The 15,134-nt window shown below is 67.0% G+C and carries 15 protein-coding genes; 6 read left to right on the top strand and 9 right to left on the bottom strand.

All coding sequences use genetic code 11. The annotated features are described in order from the left end of the window. Positions 1 to 40 precede the first annotated feature (40 nt). From EV648_RS41335 to EV648_RS41325, 3 genes are all read right to left on the bottom strand, one after another. On the bottom strand, positions 41 to 949 hold the full coding sequence (locus tag EV648_RS41335) for an aldo/keto reductase (RefSeq protein WP_241996110.1): 909 nt from the start codon (positions 947 to 949) through the stop codon (positions 41 to 43). 209 nt (positions 950 to 1,158) lie between these two features. Then, positions 1,159 to 2,037, bottom strand: coding sequence for an alpha/beta fold hydrolase (locus tag EV648_RS41330; protein WP_158294228.1), 879 nt, complete (start codon positions 2,035 to 2,037; stop codon positions 1,159 to 1,161). Next, complete coding sequence (locus tag EV648_RS41325) at positions 2,037 to 3,290, bottom strand: glycosyltransferase (protein ID WP_132301772.1); 1,254 nt, start codon at positions 3,288 to 3,290, stop codon at positions 2,037 to 2,039. The genes EV648_RS41330 and EV648_RS41325 overlap by 1 nt, the downstream gene beginning before the upstream one ends. 110 nt (positions 3,291 to 3,400) lie before the next feature. Between EV648_RS41325 and EV648_RS41320 the strand changes: the two genes are divergently transcribed. The 3 genes from EV648_RS41320 (at position 3,401) to EV648_RS41310 (ending at position 6,444) form a co-directional block, all read left to right on the top strand. After that, positions 3,401 to 3,901 (top strand): hypothetical protein, encoded by a 501-nt coding sequence (locus EV648_RS41320; protein WP_132301770.1) that lies wholly within the window; start codon positions 3,401 to 3,403, stop codon positions 3,899 to 3,901. A 144-nt stretch (positions 3,902 to 4,045) separates the two neighbouring features. Further along, a complete protein-coding gene (locus tag EV648_RS41315; protein ID WP_132301768.1) occupies positions 4,046 to 4,639 on the top strand; it encodes a redoxin domain-containing protein in 594 nt (197 codons plus the stop codon). A gap of 161 nt (positions 4,640 to 4,800) precedes the next feature. After that, positions 4,801 to 6,444 carry an alpha/beta fold hydrolase gene (locus EV648_RS41310; protein ID WP_132301766.1) on the top strand — a complete coding sequence of 548 codons (1,644 nt, stop codon included), beginning with the start codon at positions 4,801 to 4,803 and terminating at the stop codon, positions 6,442 to 6,444. 81 nt (positions 6,445 to 6,525) lie between these two features. Here the strand turns inward: EV648_RS41310 and EV648_RS45510 are convergent, their stop codons facing one another. Both EV648_RS45510 and EV648_RS41300 read right to left on the bottom strand, forming a co-directional pair. Further along, positions 6,526 to 6,765, bottom strand: a complete 240-nt coding sequence (locus EV648_RS45510; RefSeq protein ID WP_199235141.1) for a plastocyanin/azurin family copper-binding protein — start codon at positions 6,763 to 6,765, stop codon at positions 6,526 to 6,528. Between the two features lie 369 nt (positions 6,766 to 7,134). Next, entirely contained in the window at positions 7,135 to 7,962 is an 828-nt protein-coding gene (locus EV648_RS41300) for a response regulator (protein ID WP_199235140.1), read from the bottom strand. 826 nt (positions 7,963 to 8,788) lie between these two features. Between EV648_RS41300 and EV648_RS41295 the strand changes: the two genes are divergently transcribed. After that, the gene (locus EV648_RS41295; protein ID WP_132301762.1) at positions 8,789 to 9,112 is read left to right on the top strand and encodes a hypothetical protein; all 324 of its coding nucleotides are present in this window, start codon (positions 8,789 to 8,791) and stop codon (positions 9,110 to 9,112) included. 21 nt (positions 9,113 to 9,133) lie between these two features. On the opposite strand, the gene EV648_RS41290 is transcribed toward EV648_RS41295, so the two are convergent. Further along, positions 9,134 to 9,859, bottom strand: a complete 726-nt coding sequence (locus EV648_RS41290) for a neutral zinc metallopeptidase (protein WP_199235139.1) — start codon at positions 9,857 to 9,859, stop codon at positions 9,134 to 9,136. Between the two features lie 152 nt (positions 9,860 to 10,011). Between EV648_RS41290 and EV648_RS41285 the strand changes: the two genes are divergently transcribed. Together EV648_RS41285 and EV648_RS41280 are read left to right on the top strand one after the other, a co-directional pair. Then, complete coding sequence (locus tag EV648_RS41285; protein WP_132301760.1) at positions 10,012 to 11,268, top strand: hypothetical protein; 1,257 nt, start codon at positions 10,012 to 10,014, stop codon at positions 11,266 to 11,268. Between the two features lie 199 nt (positions 11,269 to 11,467). Continuing rightward, a complete protein-coding gene (locus EV648_RS41280) occupies positions 11,468 to 12,664 on the top strand; it encodes an epoxide hydrolase family protein (RefSeq protein WP_132301758.1) in 1,197 nt (398 codons plus the stop codon). A 173-nt stretch (positions 12,665 to 12,837) separates the two neighbouring features. On the opposite strand, the gene sigJ is transcribed toward EV648_RS41280, so the two are convergent. The 3 genes from sigJ to EV648_RS41265 form a co-directional block, all read right to left on the bottom strand. Continuing rightward, positions 12,838 to 13,761: an RNA polymerase sigma factor SigJ gene (gene sigJ, locus EV648_RS41275; RefSeq protein WP_132301756.1), complete on the bottom strand. Its 924-nt coding sequence runs from the start codon at positions 13,759 to 13,761 to the stop codon at positions 12,838 to 12,840. A 30-nt stretch (positions 13,762 to 13,791) separates the two neighbouring features. Beyond that, positions 13,792 to 14,265: a DoxX family protein gene (locus EV648_RS41270; protein ID WP_199235138.1), complete on the bottom strand. Its 474-nt coding sequence runs from the start codon at positions 14,263 to 14,265 to the stop codon at positions 13,792 to 13,794. A gap of 245 nt (positions 14,266 to 14,510) precedes the next feature. Next, the gene (locus EV648_RS41265) at positions 14,511 to 14,987 is read right to left on the bottom strand and encodes a hypothetical protein (RefSeq protein ID WP_132301754.1); all 477 of its coding nucleotides are present in this window, start codon (positions 14,985 to 14,987) and stop codon (positions 14,511 to 14,513) included. Between the last annotated feature and the right edge of the window lie 147 nt (positions 14,988 to 15,134).

Here is a 15,134-nt window from a genome sequence, read left to right as displayed (position 1 = left end):
AGTCTGCGCGCCTAACGGGCTGGCCGCATCACCCTGCGGACTACTCGCTGGGGCTGGCGTCGAGGGTGGCTAGCTGGGCGGGGGAGAGGTGGATGTCGGCGGCGGCCAGGTTCTCGGTCAGGTGGGCGGGGTTGCCGGTGCCGGGAATGGCCAGCACGTGCGGGCCCTGGGCGAGGGTCCACGCGATCCGGATCTGGGCAGGCGTCGCTCCGTGCTCGCGAGCGATGGCGAGCACCGGGTCGGACGCGGCGACACCGCCGGCCTCGCGACCGGTGGCGGTGACGGCGAAGAACGGCACGAACGCGATGCCCTGCTCACCGCAGACCCGGAGGATCTCGTCGTTGACCCGCCCGAACCCCACGCCGTACCGGTTCTGTACCGCGACCACCGGCGCGATCTCCTGAGCCTGCGCGAGGTGCTGCAGCCGGACGTTCGACAGCCCGAGGTGCCGGATCATCCCCTGCTCGCGGAGCTCGGCCAGTACTAAGAAGTGCTCGGCGATCGAGTCGAGCCCGTGCTGGCGCAGGTAGACCACATCGAGGGTGTCGAGCTCGAGTTGGCGGAGGTTCTCCTCGACGAGTCCGCGGAGTTGGTCGGGCCGGGCGAGGCCACCCTCGAGCGGCCCTACCTTCGTGGCGATCACCAGGTCGTCCGGGTACGGCGCCAGCGCCTCTCGGATCACCTCATTGGCCATGTTCAGGCCGGTGAACTGATTGCTCGGCCCGTTCGGATTCAGCGGGCTGAAGTGATTGCCGGGTCGATCCTGCTTGAACGACGGATAGAACGCGGCCGTGTCGAGGTGATTCACCCCGAGTTCCACCGCCTGCCGCAACAACCCGACCATCCGCTCCTGGTCCGCGACCGACACCCGGCCGGCTCCAGTGCCCTCGCTGCCGCTGCCGTTTCCGCTTCCGGCGAGGCGCTTGGCGCCGAAGCCGAGCCGGTTCACCGACAGGTCGCCGAGCCTCCAGGTCCCGGCCGAAGCGGCGGACTTGCGATCCGAATTGTTTGATGTTATGGTTGAGGGGAGATCTGTGTTCAAGTCTGTTCTATGCATTTGGTCAGGATAAACCTGACCGCTGCATCCGGTCTAGATCTTCGAGCGACTTTCCGCGCATCAGCCGAATTGCTGGTGCGCTTCTTCATTTCTCCGGGGTTTCAGGTTGTGCGGGGCCTAGTACCTACTCGGCGGACGAAGTCGCGGAGCAGGAGATTGACCTTGACCGGGTCGCGCGCCTGAGGGAGATGACCGGCGCCTTCGATGACGACGAGGTCGCCGCCGGTCAGTTCGGTGACCTTACGGCCTCGCTCGGGTGATTGGCAGTGATCTTCGGATCCCGTGATGACGAGCACCGGGCAAGTCACCTGCCCGCAGATGTCAGCCGCGTCGTACTGCGTACTGGCCGGGGCATCCGCCTCGGCCAGCATCGCGTCCACGGTTGTTCCGCAGGCCCAGGTGACGCAGTCCTCCAACTGCTTGGTCGAGTGCGGCTCGGGGAACATCTCGCCGAAGAAGAAGCGGGCGAACCCGGGCCAGTCGCGCCGCCAGTAGTGACGGTTCAGCTTGTTCCACCCGTCGTCGCTGTCCAGTACCGCGTCGAAGTCATGGGCGACCTTGAAGGGATGCGGCGGCGACAGGGCCAAGCCGGGGTTGATCGCGCACACTCCGAGCACTCGGCTCGGGGCCTCCGCGGCCATCATCACCGCGTGGCCGGCGCCGGTGCACAGGCCCACCAGAACGGCCTGTTCCACCTCGATCCTGTCCAGCACCGCCCAGGCGTCATCGATGAACTGGCGAGTCGAGAACAACTCGGGACTCCCCGGCGAGTCGGACTTGCCGTTGCCACGGGGATCGATCACGACGACGCGGTAGTGCCTTGCGAGGAAGGGCACCTGAGCCTTCCAGGCTTGCGACTGCACGATGAGGTCCGGCATCAGCAGGAACACCGTGGGATCCCCGTCGCCGTACGTCTCGTAGTACACGCGGACGCCGTCACGCTCGACGTACCCGTTGGTGGACGGGGCCAGCGCGCGCATCAGAACAGCTCCGCCAGCATCGCGGCAGCACGCGCCGCGCCGTCGGTCTCGACCGGGCGGTAGTCCACCTCGCGACATACCTCCTTGGCGATTGCCTCGGCGAACGCGTCGGGGTCACGGGCTTCGGCATACGTCAGGCAGCGGCCGGCGCCGTACCGGTCGAGCCTGTGACGAACGTGGAGGTTCTGCTCGAAGTGATTCTGAAGGGGGATGTAGAGGAACGGCCTGCGGTTCGCCGTGAGCTCCATGCAGGTCGTGAGACCGCCTTGTACTACCGCGAGGTCGCACGCGGCCAGGTGTCGGTAGAGCTCGGGCAAGTAGCCGCGAACCTTCACACCACGGCGGCTGGGCAGAGACCTGGGGTCGATCCGAGGTCCACAGACGACCAGGAACTGGAGTTCCGGGACGAGCCGGCGAGCCCGCGGTACGGCGTCCAGCACGCGGCGCAGGAGTGATGCTCCAACTCCGGAACCACCAACGGTCACGAGGCAGAGTCGGTCGTCCTCCTGGTAGCCAAGGTTTGACCTGAGGCGCGCGCACTCTTCTTCATCGGGAGGTTCGAAGCCGGTGACGTAGCCGGCGAAGTCGAAGTTCTGCTCGGTCCAGTCGCGGATCTTCGGCAGGCCGGGACCGAACTCGTCGTCGACGATGTCGTCCGGGTTGCCGACGAAGATCGACCGGTCGCGCAGCCGCCGGTATCTCTTGCGCTGCTCGAGCATCTCCGCGTTGTAGTCGGCGGCCAACCGCTCCTCGGGCTCGCCGCCGTCGGGCATCGGCAGCCAGCCGACGAAGTCCGTCATCCAGGCGAACCCGAAGCGCTTCAGCTCGGGGTTCTCGTGCAGGAAATAGTCGACGTCCCAGGCCTCGTCGGCGACCACCAGGTCGTAGTACCGGTCCTCGACGACGTCGTTGAAGACCATGAAGTTGTTGACCAGGATCTCGTCCATCCGCCGGATCGCCTGGAAGGCGTGCAGATCGTGCTCGCCGGACTCCTCCTCGACATGCGCCGACTCGTTGGCCAGCCAGGTCGATGCCGGATGCACCTTCTCGCCGGCTTCCTCGAGCACCTTGGTCACCGGATGCTGGGTGAGCCAGTCGATCCGCAGGTCGGGGTGGTGCCGGCGCAGCTCCCGCGCGATCGCCAGGTCGCGGCGCGCATGCCCGAGCCCGATGGGGGAGGAGAGGTAGAGCACGCTCCTGGGCCGTTGCTGAGCCCGCACCCAGGTCCGCGCTCGCACTGAGGACTGGACCACGATGACCTCCAGGACGGGCCGTCGTCCCAGTATGCTCCCGCGCCGGCTTGCCCTCGACGGGCATCGTCACAGCCAGTACGCTCGAAAATCCGGCTGCACGGGAGGCATCCATGAACCAGCGCCTGCTGAACTCGTTGACAGACGCTGAGCGTCTGCTCGTCGCGGAGACCGAACGCGACGCCCTGAAGGGCCTCGACGAAGACGAACTCCTGGACCTGCACCAACGGATCCGGCGCGCGCGGACGAAGTACGTCAAGAACTACCGGCGAGGTGCCAGCGCCGCAGTCGCACCCCGGGGCGGCCGCGGCTTCTCGTACCCGAAGAACCAGCGAGACCGCGACAAGGCTGAACTCTTCGAACTGTCCCTGGCCCGCGTGAGCCGCGAGGTAGCCGCAGCCGCCAACCGAGCCGCCGCCGAACTCAAGGCCGAACGCCTCGAAGCCGCACGCTCGACCTCCGCCGCCCCCAAGGCCACCACCCGCCCACCGCGCAGCTCTGTCACCAAGACCAGCAGCCCACCGCGCGCCACCAAGACCACCGGCGGCCTGAAGAAAGACGCCTCCACCCGAGCCGCCAACACCCGCCGCCAGGCCAAGCGCGACGCGTCCTGACCCCGACGCCTCCTGACCTGCCGCGCCCGGACCAGGGCCGGGGCCAGTGAATGCCCGGGTGCGAAATCCGCTCAGCGCGACGACAGTTGGCGATGACACGTTCAGACGTCGCGCCTGCGACGTCCTGTGAGAGGCGGCTATCCCATGCGTTCAGATATCACTCCCGGCGGAGTCTTTCCCGACTACGCGCTGCCCGACCACACGGAGACCGTCCGGACGCTCAGTGAGCTCCAGGGGGACGATCCGATGATCCTCACGTTGGCGCGCGGGCACTACTGCCCCAAGGAGCACCAGCAGCACCTCGACCTGGCGGCGATCCAGCCGAAGCTCGCGGTGGCGTACACCCAGATCGTCACGATCTCGACGGACGAGCACCACACGCTGCAAGAGTTCCGCGCGTCGGTCGGCGCCTTCTGGCCGTTCCTGTCCGACCCCGGCCGAACGATCCAGAAGGATCTCGACATCCAGGAGTACACCGATCCCGACAACGACCCGATGATCCCGTACACCTTCGTCCTCAAGCCGGGCCTGGTCATCCACAGCATCTACAACGGCTACTGGTTCTGGGGCCGTCCCTCCATCGACGACCTCTGGCGAGACCTCCGCGCCGCCTCGGCCGAAATCCGCCCCGACTGGGACCTGGGCACGCCCGGCCTCCGCGAAGCCTGGACAGCCGGCGACCACTCCCACTTCCACGGCTGGGACCGCCAAGCCGAAGATGCCGCCACTACGACCTGACCACCCCTCTCAGCCCGTGTGTTGATGCGGCTGCCGCTGAACTCCCGGTGCCACCGGGAGATCTTTCCGCGCCAGGACTTCCCCGGCCCGGCCCGATCGGCAAATGTGGGCCTCAGGGCTGATCGCCTCATCGGTGACAGGGACACGGAGGAGGACTCTCGATGAAGAAGCTGGTCACGACGGTAGCCGCTGTCGGGATGCTGGTGGGGGGCTTCGCCTCCTCGCCCGGCGTCGGTACCGCAGCCGCCGGCACCACAGCGCGGGACGCGACGCAAAGCCACGCACCCGGGTACACGCCGCCGCCGATCGTCTGGGGCCAGTGCGCCAGCGCCTCGCTGCAGAACGCCGGCGCGCGGTGCGGCCTGCTGACCGTGCCGCTGGACTATGCCAAGCCGCGGGCGGCAAAGATCAAGATCGCGGTCTCGCGGATCCTGCACAAGACCTCCGACGCGAACGCCCAGGGCGTCATGCTGGTCAACCCGGGTGGCCCGGGCGCTTCCGGGCTGGGCCTGGCGCGGCTCGGAGAGTCCGTGCCCAACAATGCCGGCGACCCGTACGACTGGATCGGCTTCGACGGCCGCGGCGTCGGCTCCAGCCAACCCTCGCTGAGCTGCGACGGCGACTACTTCGGCGGCCCTCGGCCCTATTACGTCCCCCAGACGACTGCGCTGCTGCGGGCATGGTGGAACAAGACCCGCCAGTACGCCCGCGACTGCGGTGCCGCCGGCGGCGCCCTGCTCGACCATGTGAAGACGACCGACTGGGTCAACGACATGGAGAGCATCCGCAAGGCGCTCGGTGCCGACAAGATCAACTACTACGGCTTCTCCTACGGCACCTACCTCGGCCAGGTCTACAGCACGCTGCACCCCGACCGGGTCCGTCGGATGGTCTGGGACGGTGTCGTCAACCCGGCCGACGTCTGGTACGAGGCCAACCTCAACCAGGACATCCAGTTCGACAAGAACATCAAGATCTACTTCGACTGGCTCGCCAAGCACGACGACGTCTACCACCTCGGTACCGACGGCGCAGCGATCGAGGACCTCTACTACTCCATCCAGCAGCAGTTGCGTCGGCATCCCTTCGGCACGCTCGGCCCGGACGAGTGGAACGACATCTTCATCGGGGCGGCCTACTACGTCTTCGGATGGGAGGACGTCGCTCAGGTGTTCGCAGCCGCTAAGGCCGGCGACCTGGGCCCGGCCCGCGACGCCTACGGCGATCCGACCGGTCCGGGCGCGGACAACAACTACGCCAACTACCTGGCCGTCCAGTGCACCGACGTGCAGTGGCCGCTGGCCTGGAGCAAGTGGGCCAGGGACAACTGGGCGCTGCACCGGACCTCGCCGTTCCTGACCTGGAACAACGCCTGGTACAACGCACCCTGCCGCCACTGGCCCGGGCGCGTGGGCAAGCCGACCAAGGTCAACGGCGCGCGGGTTCCGGGCGTGCTGCTCATCGAGGAGACCAACGACGCGGCCACGCCGTGGGCGGGTGCGATCGAGGTACGCAAGCGCTACCCGCGGTCGGTGCTGATCGAGGGCGTCGGTGGTACGACGCATGCCGGCTCGCTGTCAGGCGTGTCGTGCACAGACGACCGGATCGCGACGTACCTGCTGACCGGCGCGTTGCCGGCGCGGCTCCCCGGTAAGCGTTCCGACGTCCAGTGCGATCCGGTTCCGCAGCCAGACCCGACCCCGGCGGCCGGTGCCGCGGCGAAGAGGGCGAGCGGCTCCACAGTGCAGGACCGGCTGCCTGCCGACCTGCGCCAGATCATCACGCAGGCATCGACAGTCCGCTGAGCTGCTGACGTGACGAGGTGGCTTACGCCGGGGCTTGGCTCCCCGGCGTACGCCACCTCCATGGAGTATTCGACCAGCGGACTACTTCACGGTGATGGTGCCGGTCATTTCCGGGTGGATGGAGCAGTGGTAGGCCACCGTGCCGGCGGCGCTGAAGGTGTGGGTGAAGGTCTGGCCGTTCGACATCGGCGTTGACGCGAACGAGTTGTCATCGGCCGTGACGGTGTGCTGCGTCGAGTCGTCGAACTTCCAGGTCACCGTGCTACCGACCGCGACGGTCAAGGTCATCGGCGTGAACATGAAGTCCTTGATCTCCACCATCGACCCACCGGCGGGAGCGGCCGAACCGCTCGACGCCGGTTGCGTCGCAGGTGCCGACGAAGCCGATCCGCCACTGTCCGATCCGGGGCCGCAGCCGACTGCCAGGACGAGTACGGCTAGCAGCGCGACGAGGCCGACCAGCGGGCGTCGAGGTCGTACCGAAGGGTCGCACGAGGTTTCTGTTCGCTTCATGAGTGCCTCTGTCAGCGGAGACGCCAGACGCGGTCACCCGACCAAGGGCTCCGCCAAGCGAAACCCGCCGGACCTAGGCCCACGCAATGCCTGTCACAACTCTCAACGACGCTACGCCCGAGCCGCCCGCTTGCAAAGGCGCCATCCGCAGAAGCGACATTCAGGCGATTTGGAGGATCACCGATCGTCCGCCCGCCCGGCCCGTCCGAGTCCGGATGCGTCATTTCCAAACTGGTCGTTGTGCGGAAGTGGGATCGCTCGTGTGGCAACGTCTGTCTGTCCGTTGCGACGACACCAGCTGAGGATGTAGCGCGCGTGTTCACCACACCACCGGTACACAACGGGTGCCGGCACGTGCGCCGGCAGTTGATTCGAGATGTGCTCGCCTCGGCGGCAAATCAGGTCGCCTAGGTACTCTCGGCCTATCTTCGACGCCGTGTCGTATTCGACCCTGGCGACCTCAGCGAGCGTCTTGTGGCTGATGGCACGGCCAGACGCGATAGCACCTGCCATTCGCGCGGCGGTCCGACCTCTCGTTGTGGCGAAGTATGTGTGGATCCGGGGCAGGCTGGTGCGGCTGGCACCTGTCGGGAAGGCCACCGTGGGGAGCCGCTCGCCGCGACCAACCCGCTCAACGGCATCGAGTAGCAGCGCCGGGCCACCCGACTTCCGGAACACGCCCCAGACGATGTCGCGCTCGACCGCTTCGTCGAGGTGGTCCTGCTCGGCGGTGTGGCCTTGCGTAGCGATGATGACCGGCGACTCCCGATCAGCAGCTCGAAGGATGCCCAACACGTCGAGCCCGTCGAATGTGTACTCGGCGCTCGAGTTCCAGAGCAGGTCGGAGATAACGACGTCGAAGCGTGGTCGGCGCTGGACCGCATGCTCGACCTCGCCCCGGGTTGTCGCGACGACCACCGTTGCGGAGGGAAAGTGCTGCACCAGTGCCGGCTCGATCACCCGTGCCAGCGCTGCGGCGATCAGGATGCGTAGTTGCTCGTCCACGCACGAATGGTTGCAGAAGAGCGACGGCCGCATGCCGAAATTTGCATCCCAACTTGCGAGGACCACGAAATCCCGTCGTTGCCGCCCAGATCACGCAATTAGTCCGCGCCCTCCACGCTAGTGCCGATGGACACTCGAAACCAGCGGACCGAGGCCGCTGGCAGCGTGGCTTGAAGGAGTGACCATGCCAGCCCTTGCGCAACCGCCCGGATCAGGCGGAAGGACGTATGTCATGAGCTGCCCAATGGGTGCAGGCCTTCGACGCAGTCGCAGTCGGCAGATTGTCCGACGGCTGCTGCCATCTGGCGGTCGCCGAGGAATCGCGATCGCGATTCTCCGCACGAAGGGCATGGGCCGATGTCGGCGATAGTGCTGGTACTAAGCGTTGGGCTGGCCGTCGGCGTTTTCGTCCTGGCCATGGTCGGCCGGGGAGATGACTCCTCTCCGGATGTAGAGGTCGAGTCCCAGATCTGGCGCCGGACGACGGGGGAGGTCATCTCTGTGTTGCGTACGCACAGCCGCATGTTCGTGCTGGTCCGCTACACCGTGGGCACATCCCTGATCCAGAACCACCTTGCGTACCCGCTCGGAGGTGCAATGCCGCGCGCCGGCCAGCGCATGTCTATCAAGTACGACGAGGTTTCCCCAGCGCGAGTGGTGTTCGACCCGAGTGCGCACCTGCCCATGCCGCCGCAATTGCCTGATCCAGCCATCTCGCCAGCCCGGAGCGCAGACTCAGGCAGCAGTTCCTAGCCGTAGATGATGCGGACGCGACGAACGCCTCGGATGGCTTCGTTCGCTCCTTCTGTCCATCGCGTCGGGCGCGTTGAAGCTGATCCAGATGACCTTCCGGCCGGCACAGGGGGAATTGTCTGCGGTGGATGAGGTGCCTGCTGGCGGTTCCTACGAGAATCGACGACGGAGAGCGGAGGGGATCAGCGTGTGGTACATCGTAATGTTCGCGGGGTTGGCGATCCTTCTCGTGGTCGTGGTGCTGATCCGGAACGCGCGCGTCAAAGCCGGTGGAGGTCCTTCCGCGGAGCCGACGGGCACCGCCAACGCGTCCCGCACCGCGTCGGGCAGTGCTGCGCGGCGAGAGCGGAAGCGGCGGCGCGCGCAATCGCGATCCGACCGCCGCAAGCGACATTGACAAGGGTCGCCGCAGAGGTGTTCAGATGCAGGCCGAGACGCCACCTTGTACGCCGGTGTTGAAGGACGAGGTCCTCTCTTCGGCGCTGCCGTGGTCACTTTCCTTGGTCCAGGGGTAGTCGTCCGCGACCGCGGCCAGCGTTTTGGCGAGTTCTTCGCCGTCGCCGGGCTCGATCGCGATCACGCCTTCATCGGCCGCCCCTTGCAGAGCGGCTCCTGCCAGGCAGTCCGCTTGGAGTTCCGCGGCGACCGAGACCAGGTCGTTGTCCAGCCTCGCCTGGATCGCATGGCCCCACTCGTGCGCGATGATCAGGTAGACCCACGCGTCGCCGATCTGGCTGTAGCCGGCTGCCATCAGGTCTTCGTCCCACGCCAGGAAGTCGCCCGGCCGGCAGTAGAAAGCGTTGAACGGCACGGAGGGCTCGCCCCCGCAGGACGGTCCGTCTGTGCCGGTGTAGGCCCCCGCGACGCGTGGACTTCGGTACGGCTGTCCGAACTGCTGGGCGAAGTGACGACGCCAGAACCCATCCACCGCTTTGACGGCGGTCTGTTCGTCGTCCTGCATCGCCTCGCGATCGACTGCGGCCTCGGCCGTCTGTGTTGGTTGCGCCGTTCGGGTGGTCTCGGCTGCAGACCCGTCAGGTGGAGCCGAGGACGTAGTACAACCGCTGGCGACGACGGCCACGGCCATCGCGGTCGCCGGCCACCCGAGCGCAGTACGTTTGAGCACGATCTCAGCGTCGTACAAGCCCGGTCGGTGTGCGTCACCCTGCGCGGACGAGAAAGTGCACGGATCGAGACCGGGCCGCCTGTGGTCGCTCGGTGTATCAGCGGGCCCCCCGGACGCCTCCGGAAGACGAGCAGCCGCACGTGGTAAGGGCGCTGAGGGGGAGATCGAGGATGGGCGAATACAGGCTCACCGAGGGCATCGGGCGCGTGGAGGCCTTCACGGCACCTTCGATCGAGAACGTCAGGACGACTTTTGCCGCTCTGGACCGCACGGTCGACACGGTCAGTGCGGAGTGCCGGGCCGTCTCCGAGACCCTGGAGGCCGTCGGCGCAGCCCTCCTGATGATCACGCAGAGCGGCGGAGGACTGGGGCAGCAGTGGGGCGGATTCGGCATGATCGGATTGCCGATCGTGGGCGCCATGCGCGCCGTGCAGGGCGTGACCAGCCAGTACGTCAAGCAGCAAACCGGGATCCCGCTCAACACCTGGACGGATCTCGTCGCCAGTTCGTCGGCCCAGTTCGAGGCGTACCTGTCCCAACTGGAGACCGTTGCTGCGCTCGCCGAGCGGTACCACGTCCCGGCAGACGGCAAGATGGACCTGGAGGCAGCGCGGGAGGACCAGGAACTCCTCGTGGACATCCGCTGGCGAACTCAGGCCTGGAAGCAGATCTTGAGCCGTGTGGCGCAGTTGGGCCGGCTCGTGGACGCCATCCTGAGGGCGAACCTCACTGGCGAGCCAGGACCGGCCGAGGCTGATGGTTCGGACAGGTCGTCTGGTTTCTCCGGTTCATTGCAGAAACGGTTCAAGGAAGTGCAGACCCGGACCGTTGAGAGGTCGAGTGACCTGCGGGAATGGGTGCTTCAGCCTTTTGTCGAGGTCCGGGACAAGGTCAAGCAGCTGCCCGCACAGACCGCGCAACTGTCCCAGCAGGTCGCGTTGCTGGAGGTTCTGCTCGATCTCGAGGTCGCCGAGATCCGCGCCTGCTTGGGTGAGATCTCGCCCACCGAGGCCAGGATCGTCGGCATCAGGGTGGCGGCCGGCGTGACCCTGCCCGAACTTGGAGAGCGGCTCGCAGTTGCCAAGCAGTACGCGCTGGACCACGAGGCCTACCTCGATCGACTCGACGGCGCTCGCAACGCCGGTGACGTGGATGCCCGGGTCTACTCGATCCTCTTGGAGGAGTACCGGAACGGCCTGGCGAGCAGCCGATCCCGTCTTGCCGAGCTCGAGGCCGAAGCGGACGTGTGGCGACGAGACGGCCAAGCAGTGCTCGACGCCTGCGCCGACTGGGTGACGCTGGAGTTGGACGTCCTCGCTGCGCGGACACTGACCGAGCGGGCGGAGGCAGCCGCCGATCGTCGCGCTCTCCTGCAGCGCGAGCGCGACCGTTTGGACGAGGCTCGAAGCATCCTGGCCTCGCTCTAGCGCTTGCGGCAGGATGTCGGACAACCCGCCCCGTAGGTCAGGCCAGTCAGACCACCCGGAACAGCGCCCGAACCGCTGGCCCGGGATTGGGCAAGGGAGTCTCACGGGCGCGAAGCGCCGGGCCGAGCGCGACGCTGAGTGGCAACCGATCCATCCGCCGGCGCCCCGGCGCCGGTCGAACCTACCGGGCAGGTGCACCATGTCCAACGAAAACGAAATCCGTCCCTTCCGGCTCGACACGCCGGAAGAAGCGATCGCCGACCTGCATCGCCGGATCGCGGCCACGCGCTGGCCCACCCGAGAGCTGGTCACCGATCGCTCCCAGGGCGTGCAACTGGCGACGGTCCAGGAGTTGGCCCGTTACTGGACGACCGATCACGACTGGCGCGCGTTCGAGGCGAAGCTGAACGCGCTACCGCAGTACACGACCGAGATCGACGGCGTCGAGATCCACTTCATCCATGTGCGGTCGAAGCACGAGAACGCACTGCCGCTGATCATGTCGCACGGCTGGCCGGGCTCGGTCGTCGAGCTGCTCGGGGTCATCGGCCCGCTCACCGACCCGACCGCTCACGGCGGCAACCCCGAGGACGCCTTCCACCTGGTGCTGCCGTCCTTGCCTGGCTACGGCTTCTCCGGCGAGCCGACCGAGCTCGGCTGGGAGTCCGGCCGCATCGCACAGGCGTGGGCGCAGCTGATGGACCGCCTCGGCTACATGCGCTACGTCGCCCAGGGCGGCGACGTGGGCGCCGCCGTCACGGACGCGATGGGCCGCCAAGGACCCGAGGGCCTGGTCGGGATCCACGTCAACTTGCTCGCGACGGCGTTGGGCATCGTCGATCAACTGCCGGCGGAGTCCGAGCAGGAACGCGCGGCGCACGCCGCGCTCGCGACGTTCACGACGGACGGCTTCGCCTACTTCCTGGAGCAGTCCACCCGGCCGCAGACGATCGGCTACTCCCTGCTGGATTCACCCGTCGGGCTGGCGGCCTGGATGCTCGACCACGACACGGACAGCTACTACAAAATGTCCCAGGCGTTCGTCGACAAGCAGCCAACGGGCGGCCTCACTCGGGACAACATCGTCGACAACATCATGCTGTACTGGCTGACGGGCACCGGCGCCTCGGCCGCCCGGTGGTACTGGGAGTTCGGACGGTTCCTGGCCGCAGCCGGTGCGTCCGGCCAGGCTCCTCCGCCAGTTTCCGTTCCCGTCGGCTTCACGACATTCCCCGGCGAACTCTGGGCTGCCCCGCGCAGCTGGGTCGAGACGGTCTACCCCGGACTCGCCTACTTCAACGAGGTCGACAGCGGCGGCCACTTCGCCGCCTGGGAGGACCCCGACCTGTTCGCGACCGAGGTACGAGCCGCGTTCCGCGCGCTGCGGAACTCCTGAGCCCGCCGCAAATTCCACACCACGATCAGGGCACATCCCCGGAAGGCGTGTGCCCTGGTCGTGGGTGGCGCACCCGGCAGGACTCGAACCTGGCAATGAGGCGCGGCGTTTTAGCTCGACCCGTGATTCCTGACGCGTCACAACTCTCACTACCCGGCTGTTGCTGTCAACGCTCAAGCGCGCCGAGGGTCAAGCGATCGATCGTCGTCAGCGTCCTCATCGGCAATCGGCGAGAGGTTGAGATCGAGCCGCGCGAGGCGCTCCGGATCTACGAGAGAATCAATGTTGGCGATCTTGCCGTTCGTGACAGTGAAGGCCATCACCGAGAACACCTGGCCGTGCGGCGCCACCACGGCTCCGGCGGCGCCGTTCACGAGCGCGGGTCTGATGAACGGATAGAGCTTTGAGTAGGTGACGGTGTGCGCGGCCACGGCCTCCGCGCCGCGTCGTACGAGGGAGGCATCCGCGCGGAGGGTGCCACCATCGATCCGCAGTTGGACGTCGGGATCGAGCACCTCCAGGAGGGCATCGAAATCGCCGTCCCGGGACGCGGCGAAGAACGCGTCAATCACGCGCCGTTGCCGCGCGAGGTCAGCGTCCGGCTCCGGGGAGTTGCGCAGACGTCGACGGGCGCGGCTGGCGAGCTGTTGCGCGGCCGCCTCGGAGCGATCGAGCGTGGCTGCGATGTCGGCGAACGGCACGGCGAACACGTCGTGCAGCACAAACGCCAGTCGCTCGGCGGGAGTGAGCTCCTCGAGCACCACGAGCAGAGCCAGGCCGACGGAGTCGGCCAGGAGCCCTTGGTGTTCCGGGTCTCCCTCTCCCCAGCTGACTACCGGATCCGGGACGTGCGCCGAAAGCTCCTCGCGTCGCGTTCTCCGCGATCGCAACATGTTCAGGCACACCCGGCCGACGACCGCAGTCAGCCAGGCCCGCATGTTCTCAACGGTCCCGCCGTCCTGGTCGCGAACCCGCAGCCATGCCTCCTGAACAGCGTCGTCGGTTTCGCTGACCGACCCGAGCATCCGGTAGGCGACCGCCCGGAGATGCGGCCGGTGCTGCTCGAATTGGTCGGTCAACCACTGACGTTGCTCCATCGACAACTCCTCGCTTGGCAATCGGATGGGTCACCAGTGGTCGTGGTACGCGACGTTGGCGGACAGGGCGGCCGCCGCCAGAAGCAGGAAGAGTACGGCTCCGCCGATCTGACGGTCACCGACTCGAAGATGCGCCGTCACCGCGCAGCTGAAGTACAGAACGAGGCCGCTCGCGGCAGCCGCCCCGAGCACCGGCACCGCGAAGCCTGCGAGCAGTCCAACGGCGCCGCAGGCCAGCAATGTGCCGAGCGGCGCCATCCACCATCGAGGGATCCGTACCCGGTCAGCGACGACCTTGACCGACTCGGCGCCGCTGAAGTTCAAGAACGCGGCGTAGCCGTTCACGAACGCCGCCAGACACGTGGTGACCATGAAGATGACGTACATACCCGTTAGACACGCGTCGCCCGAAAAACCTGACAACCCGAACGACGGCGGCGCCGAAGTGGTGACGGCGGTCACGAACATCGGGGGGCGCACGGGAAAGCTGATAGCAGCTCTCACCTACAAAAGGTGTCGGCTTAGACCGCCATAGCCAACCTGGAAACGACGCGCGGTTCCGATGAGGCCCGCGCCCCGCTCTCAAACGCTCTGCGGTGACATTGGGGCGTCTGAAACCGGTCATCCGCCGCAACGCTGGCGATCCCTAGGATTCCGATGAGATCGAGCAGCTCGGTGAGCTTGCCAAAGGCAACGACCGGCCGAGCACGGAGGATGTGCCCCACCAGGTCGGTGCAACGTCTGAAGGGTCAGGCGTCGATGCGGCGGCCGCTGAACTTCCCGGTGTTGGATTCCAACACTTCGGTGGCGCTCCCCGGGGCAAACACGGTGGCACGGTAGGTCCCGGAGATCTTGCCGTGCTTCAGCGTGCCCACGAGCCGCACTCGCACCGTCGGCCCGACCGACTCCGGTCCCGTCTCGCCCGGGAACCCGGTCCAGAAGGTCGCGCGGAACGACTTGCCGTGTCGCGCCCAGGTGCCGGTAAACGGCGGTCCGGCTGGGCTGATGTCGTGTGACACGAAGACGCCGCCCCCAGTGAAGCTGAGGACCAGCCGAACCTTGTCCGGCGAGCCGTCGTCCTGCCGTACGCTCATCCAACTGCCGAGCAACCCGTTGTCGTCGTCGGCCAACGCGGGAGTCGTCGCCAGCCCGGCGATCGCTACGCCACCCGCGGCGATTCCTGCACCCCTCAACGCCTGTCGGCGCCCCATCGCGTTCTCACTCATCGGAGTCCCTCCCAGAGATCCGTAGTTTCTTTCAAGCTGCACCCAGAACTGCGGAGTGGCAAGAACGTGCGGCCGTTTGTCCGCCTCGGATAGGCCGAGGTCACCGCAGCAGAACTGACGCATCGCTCCTTGTCACCAAGGCGTTGC

It is taken from the genome of Kribbella sp. VKM Ac-2568, from assembly GCF_004345365.1.
In the GTDB taxonomy this organism is placed as follows: domain Bacteria; phylum Actinomycetota; class Actinomycetes; order Propionibacteriales; family Kribbellaceae; genus Kribbella; species Kribbella orskensis.
Note: the sequence above shows the minus strand (reverse complement) of the source record. Positions and strands in the feature narration are given on the sequence as shown.

Excerpts from the sequence above, each read along its gene's own strand:
- EV648_RS41320 (WP_132301770.1), top strand. The coding sequence starts at position 3,401 with ATGAACCAGCGCCTGCTGAACTCGTTGACAGACGCTGAGCGTCTGCTC.
- EV648_RS45510 (WP_199235141.1), bottom strand. The coding sequence starts at position 6,765 with ATGGTGGAGATCAAGGACTTCATGTTCACGCCGATGACCTTGACCGTC.
- EV648_RS41265 (WP_132301754.1), bottom strand. The coding sequence starts at position 14,987 with ATGAGTGAGAACGCGATGGGGCGCCGACAGGCGTTGAGGGGTGCAGGA.
- EV648_RS41330 (WP_158294228.1), bottom strand. The coding sequence starts at position 2,037 with ATGCGCGCGCTGGCCCCGTCCACCAACGGGTACGTCGAGCGTGACGGC.
- EV648_RS41280 (WP_132301758.1), top strand. The coding sequence starts at position 11,468 with ATGTCCAACGAAAACGAAATCCGTCCCTTCCGGCTCGACACGCCGGAA.
- EV648_RS41315 (WP_132301768.1), top strand. The coding sequence starts at position 4,046 with ATGCGTTCAGATATCACTCCCGGCGGAGTCTTTCCCGACTACGCGCTG.
- EV648_RS41310 (WP_132301766.1), top strand. The coding sequence starts at position 4,801 with ATGAAGAAGCTGGTCACGACGGTAGCCGCTGTCGGGATGCTGGTGGGG.
- EV648_RS41285 (WP_132301760.1), top strand. The coding sequence starts at position 10,012 with ATGGGCGAATACAGGCTCACCGAGGGCATCGGGCGCGTGGAGGCCTTC.
- sigJ (WP_132301756.1), bottom strand. The coding sequence starts at position 13,761 with ATGGAGCAACGTCAGTGGTTGACCGACCAATTCGAGCAGCACCGGCCG.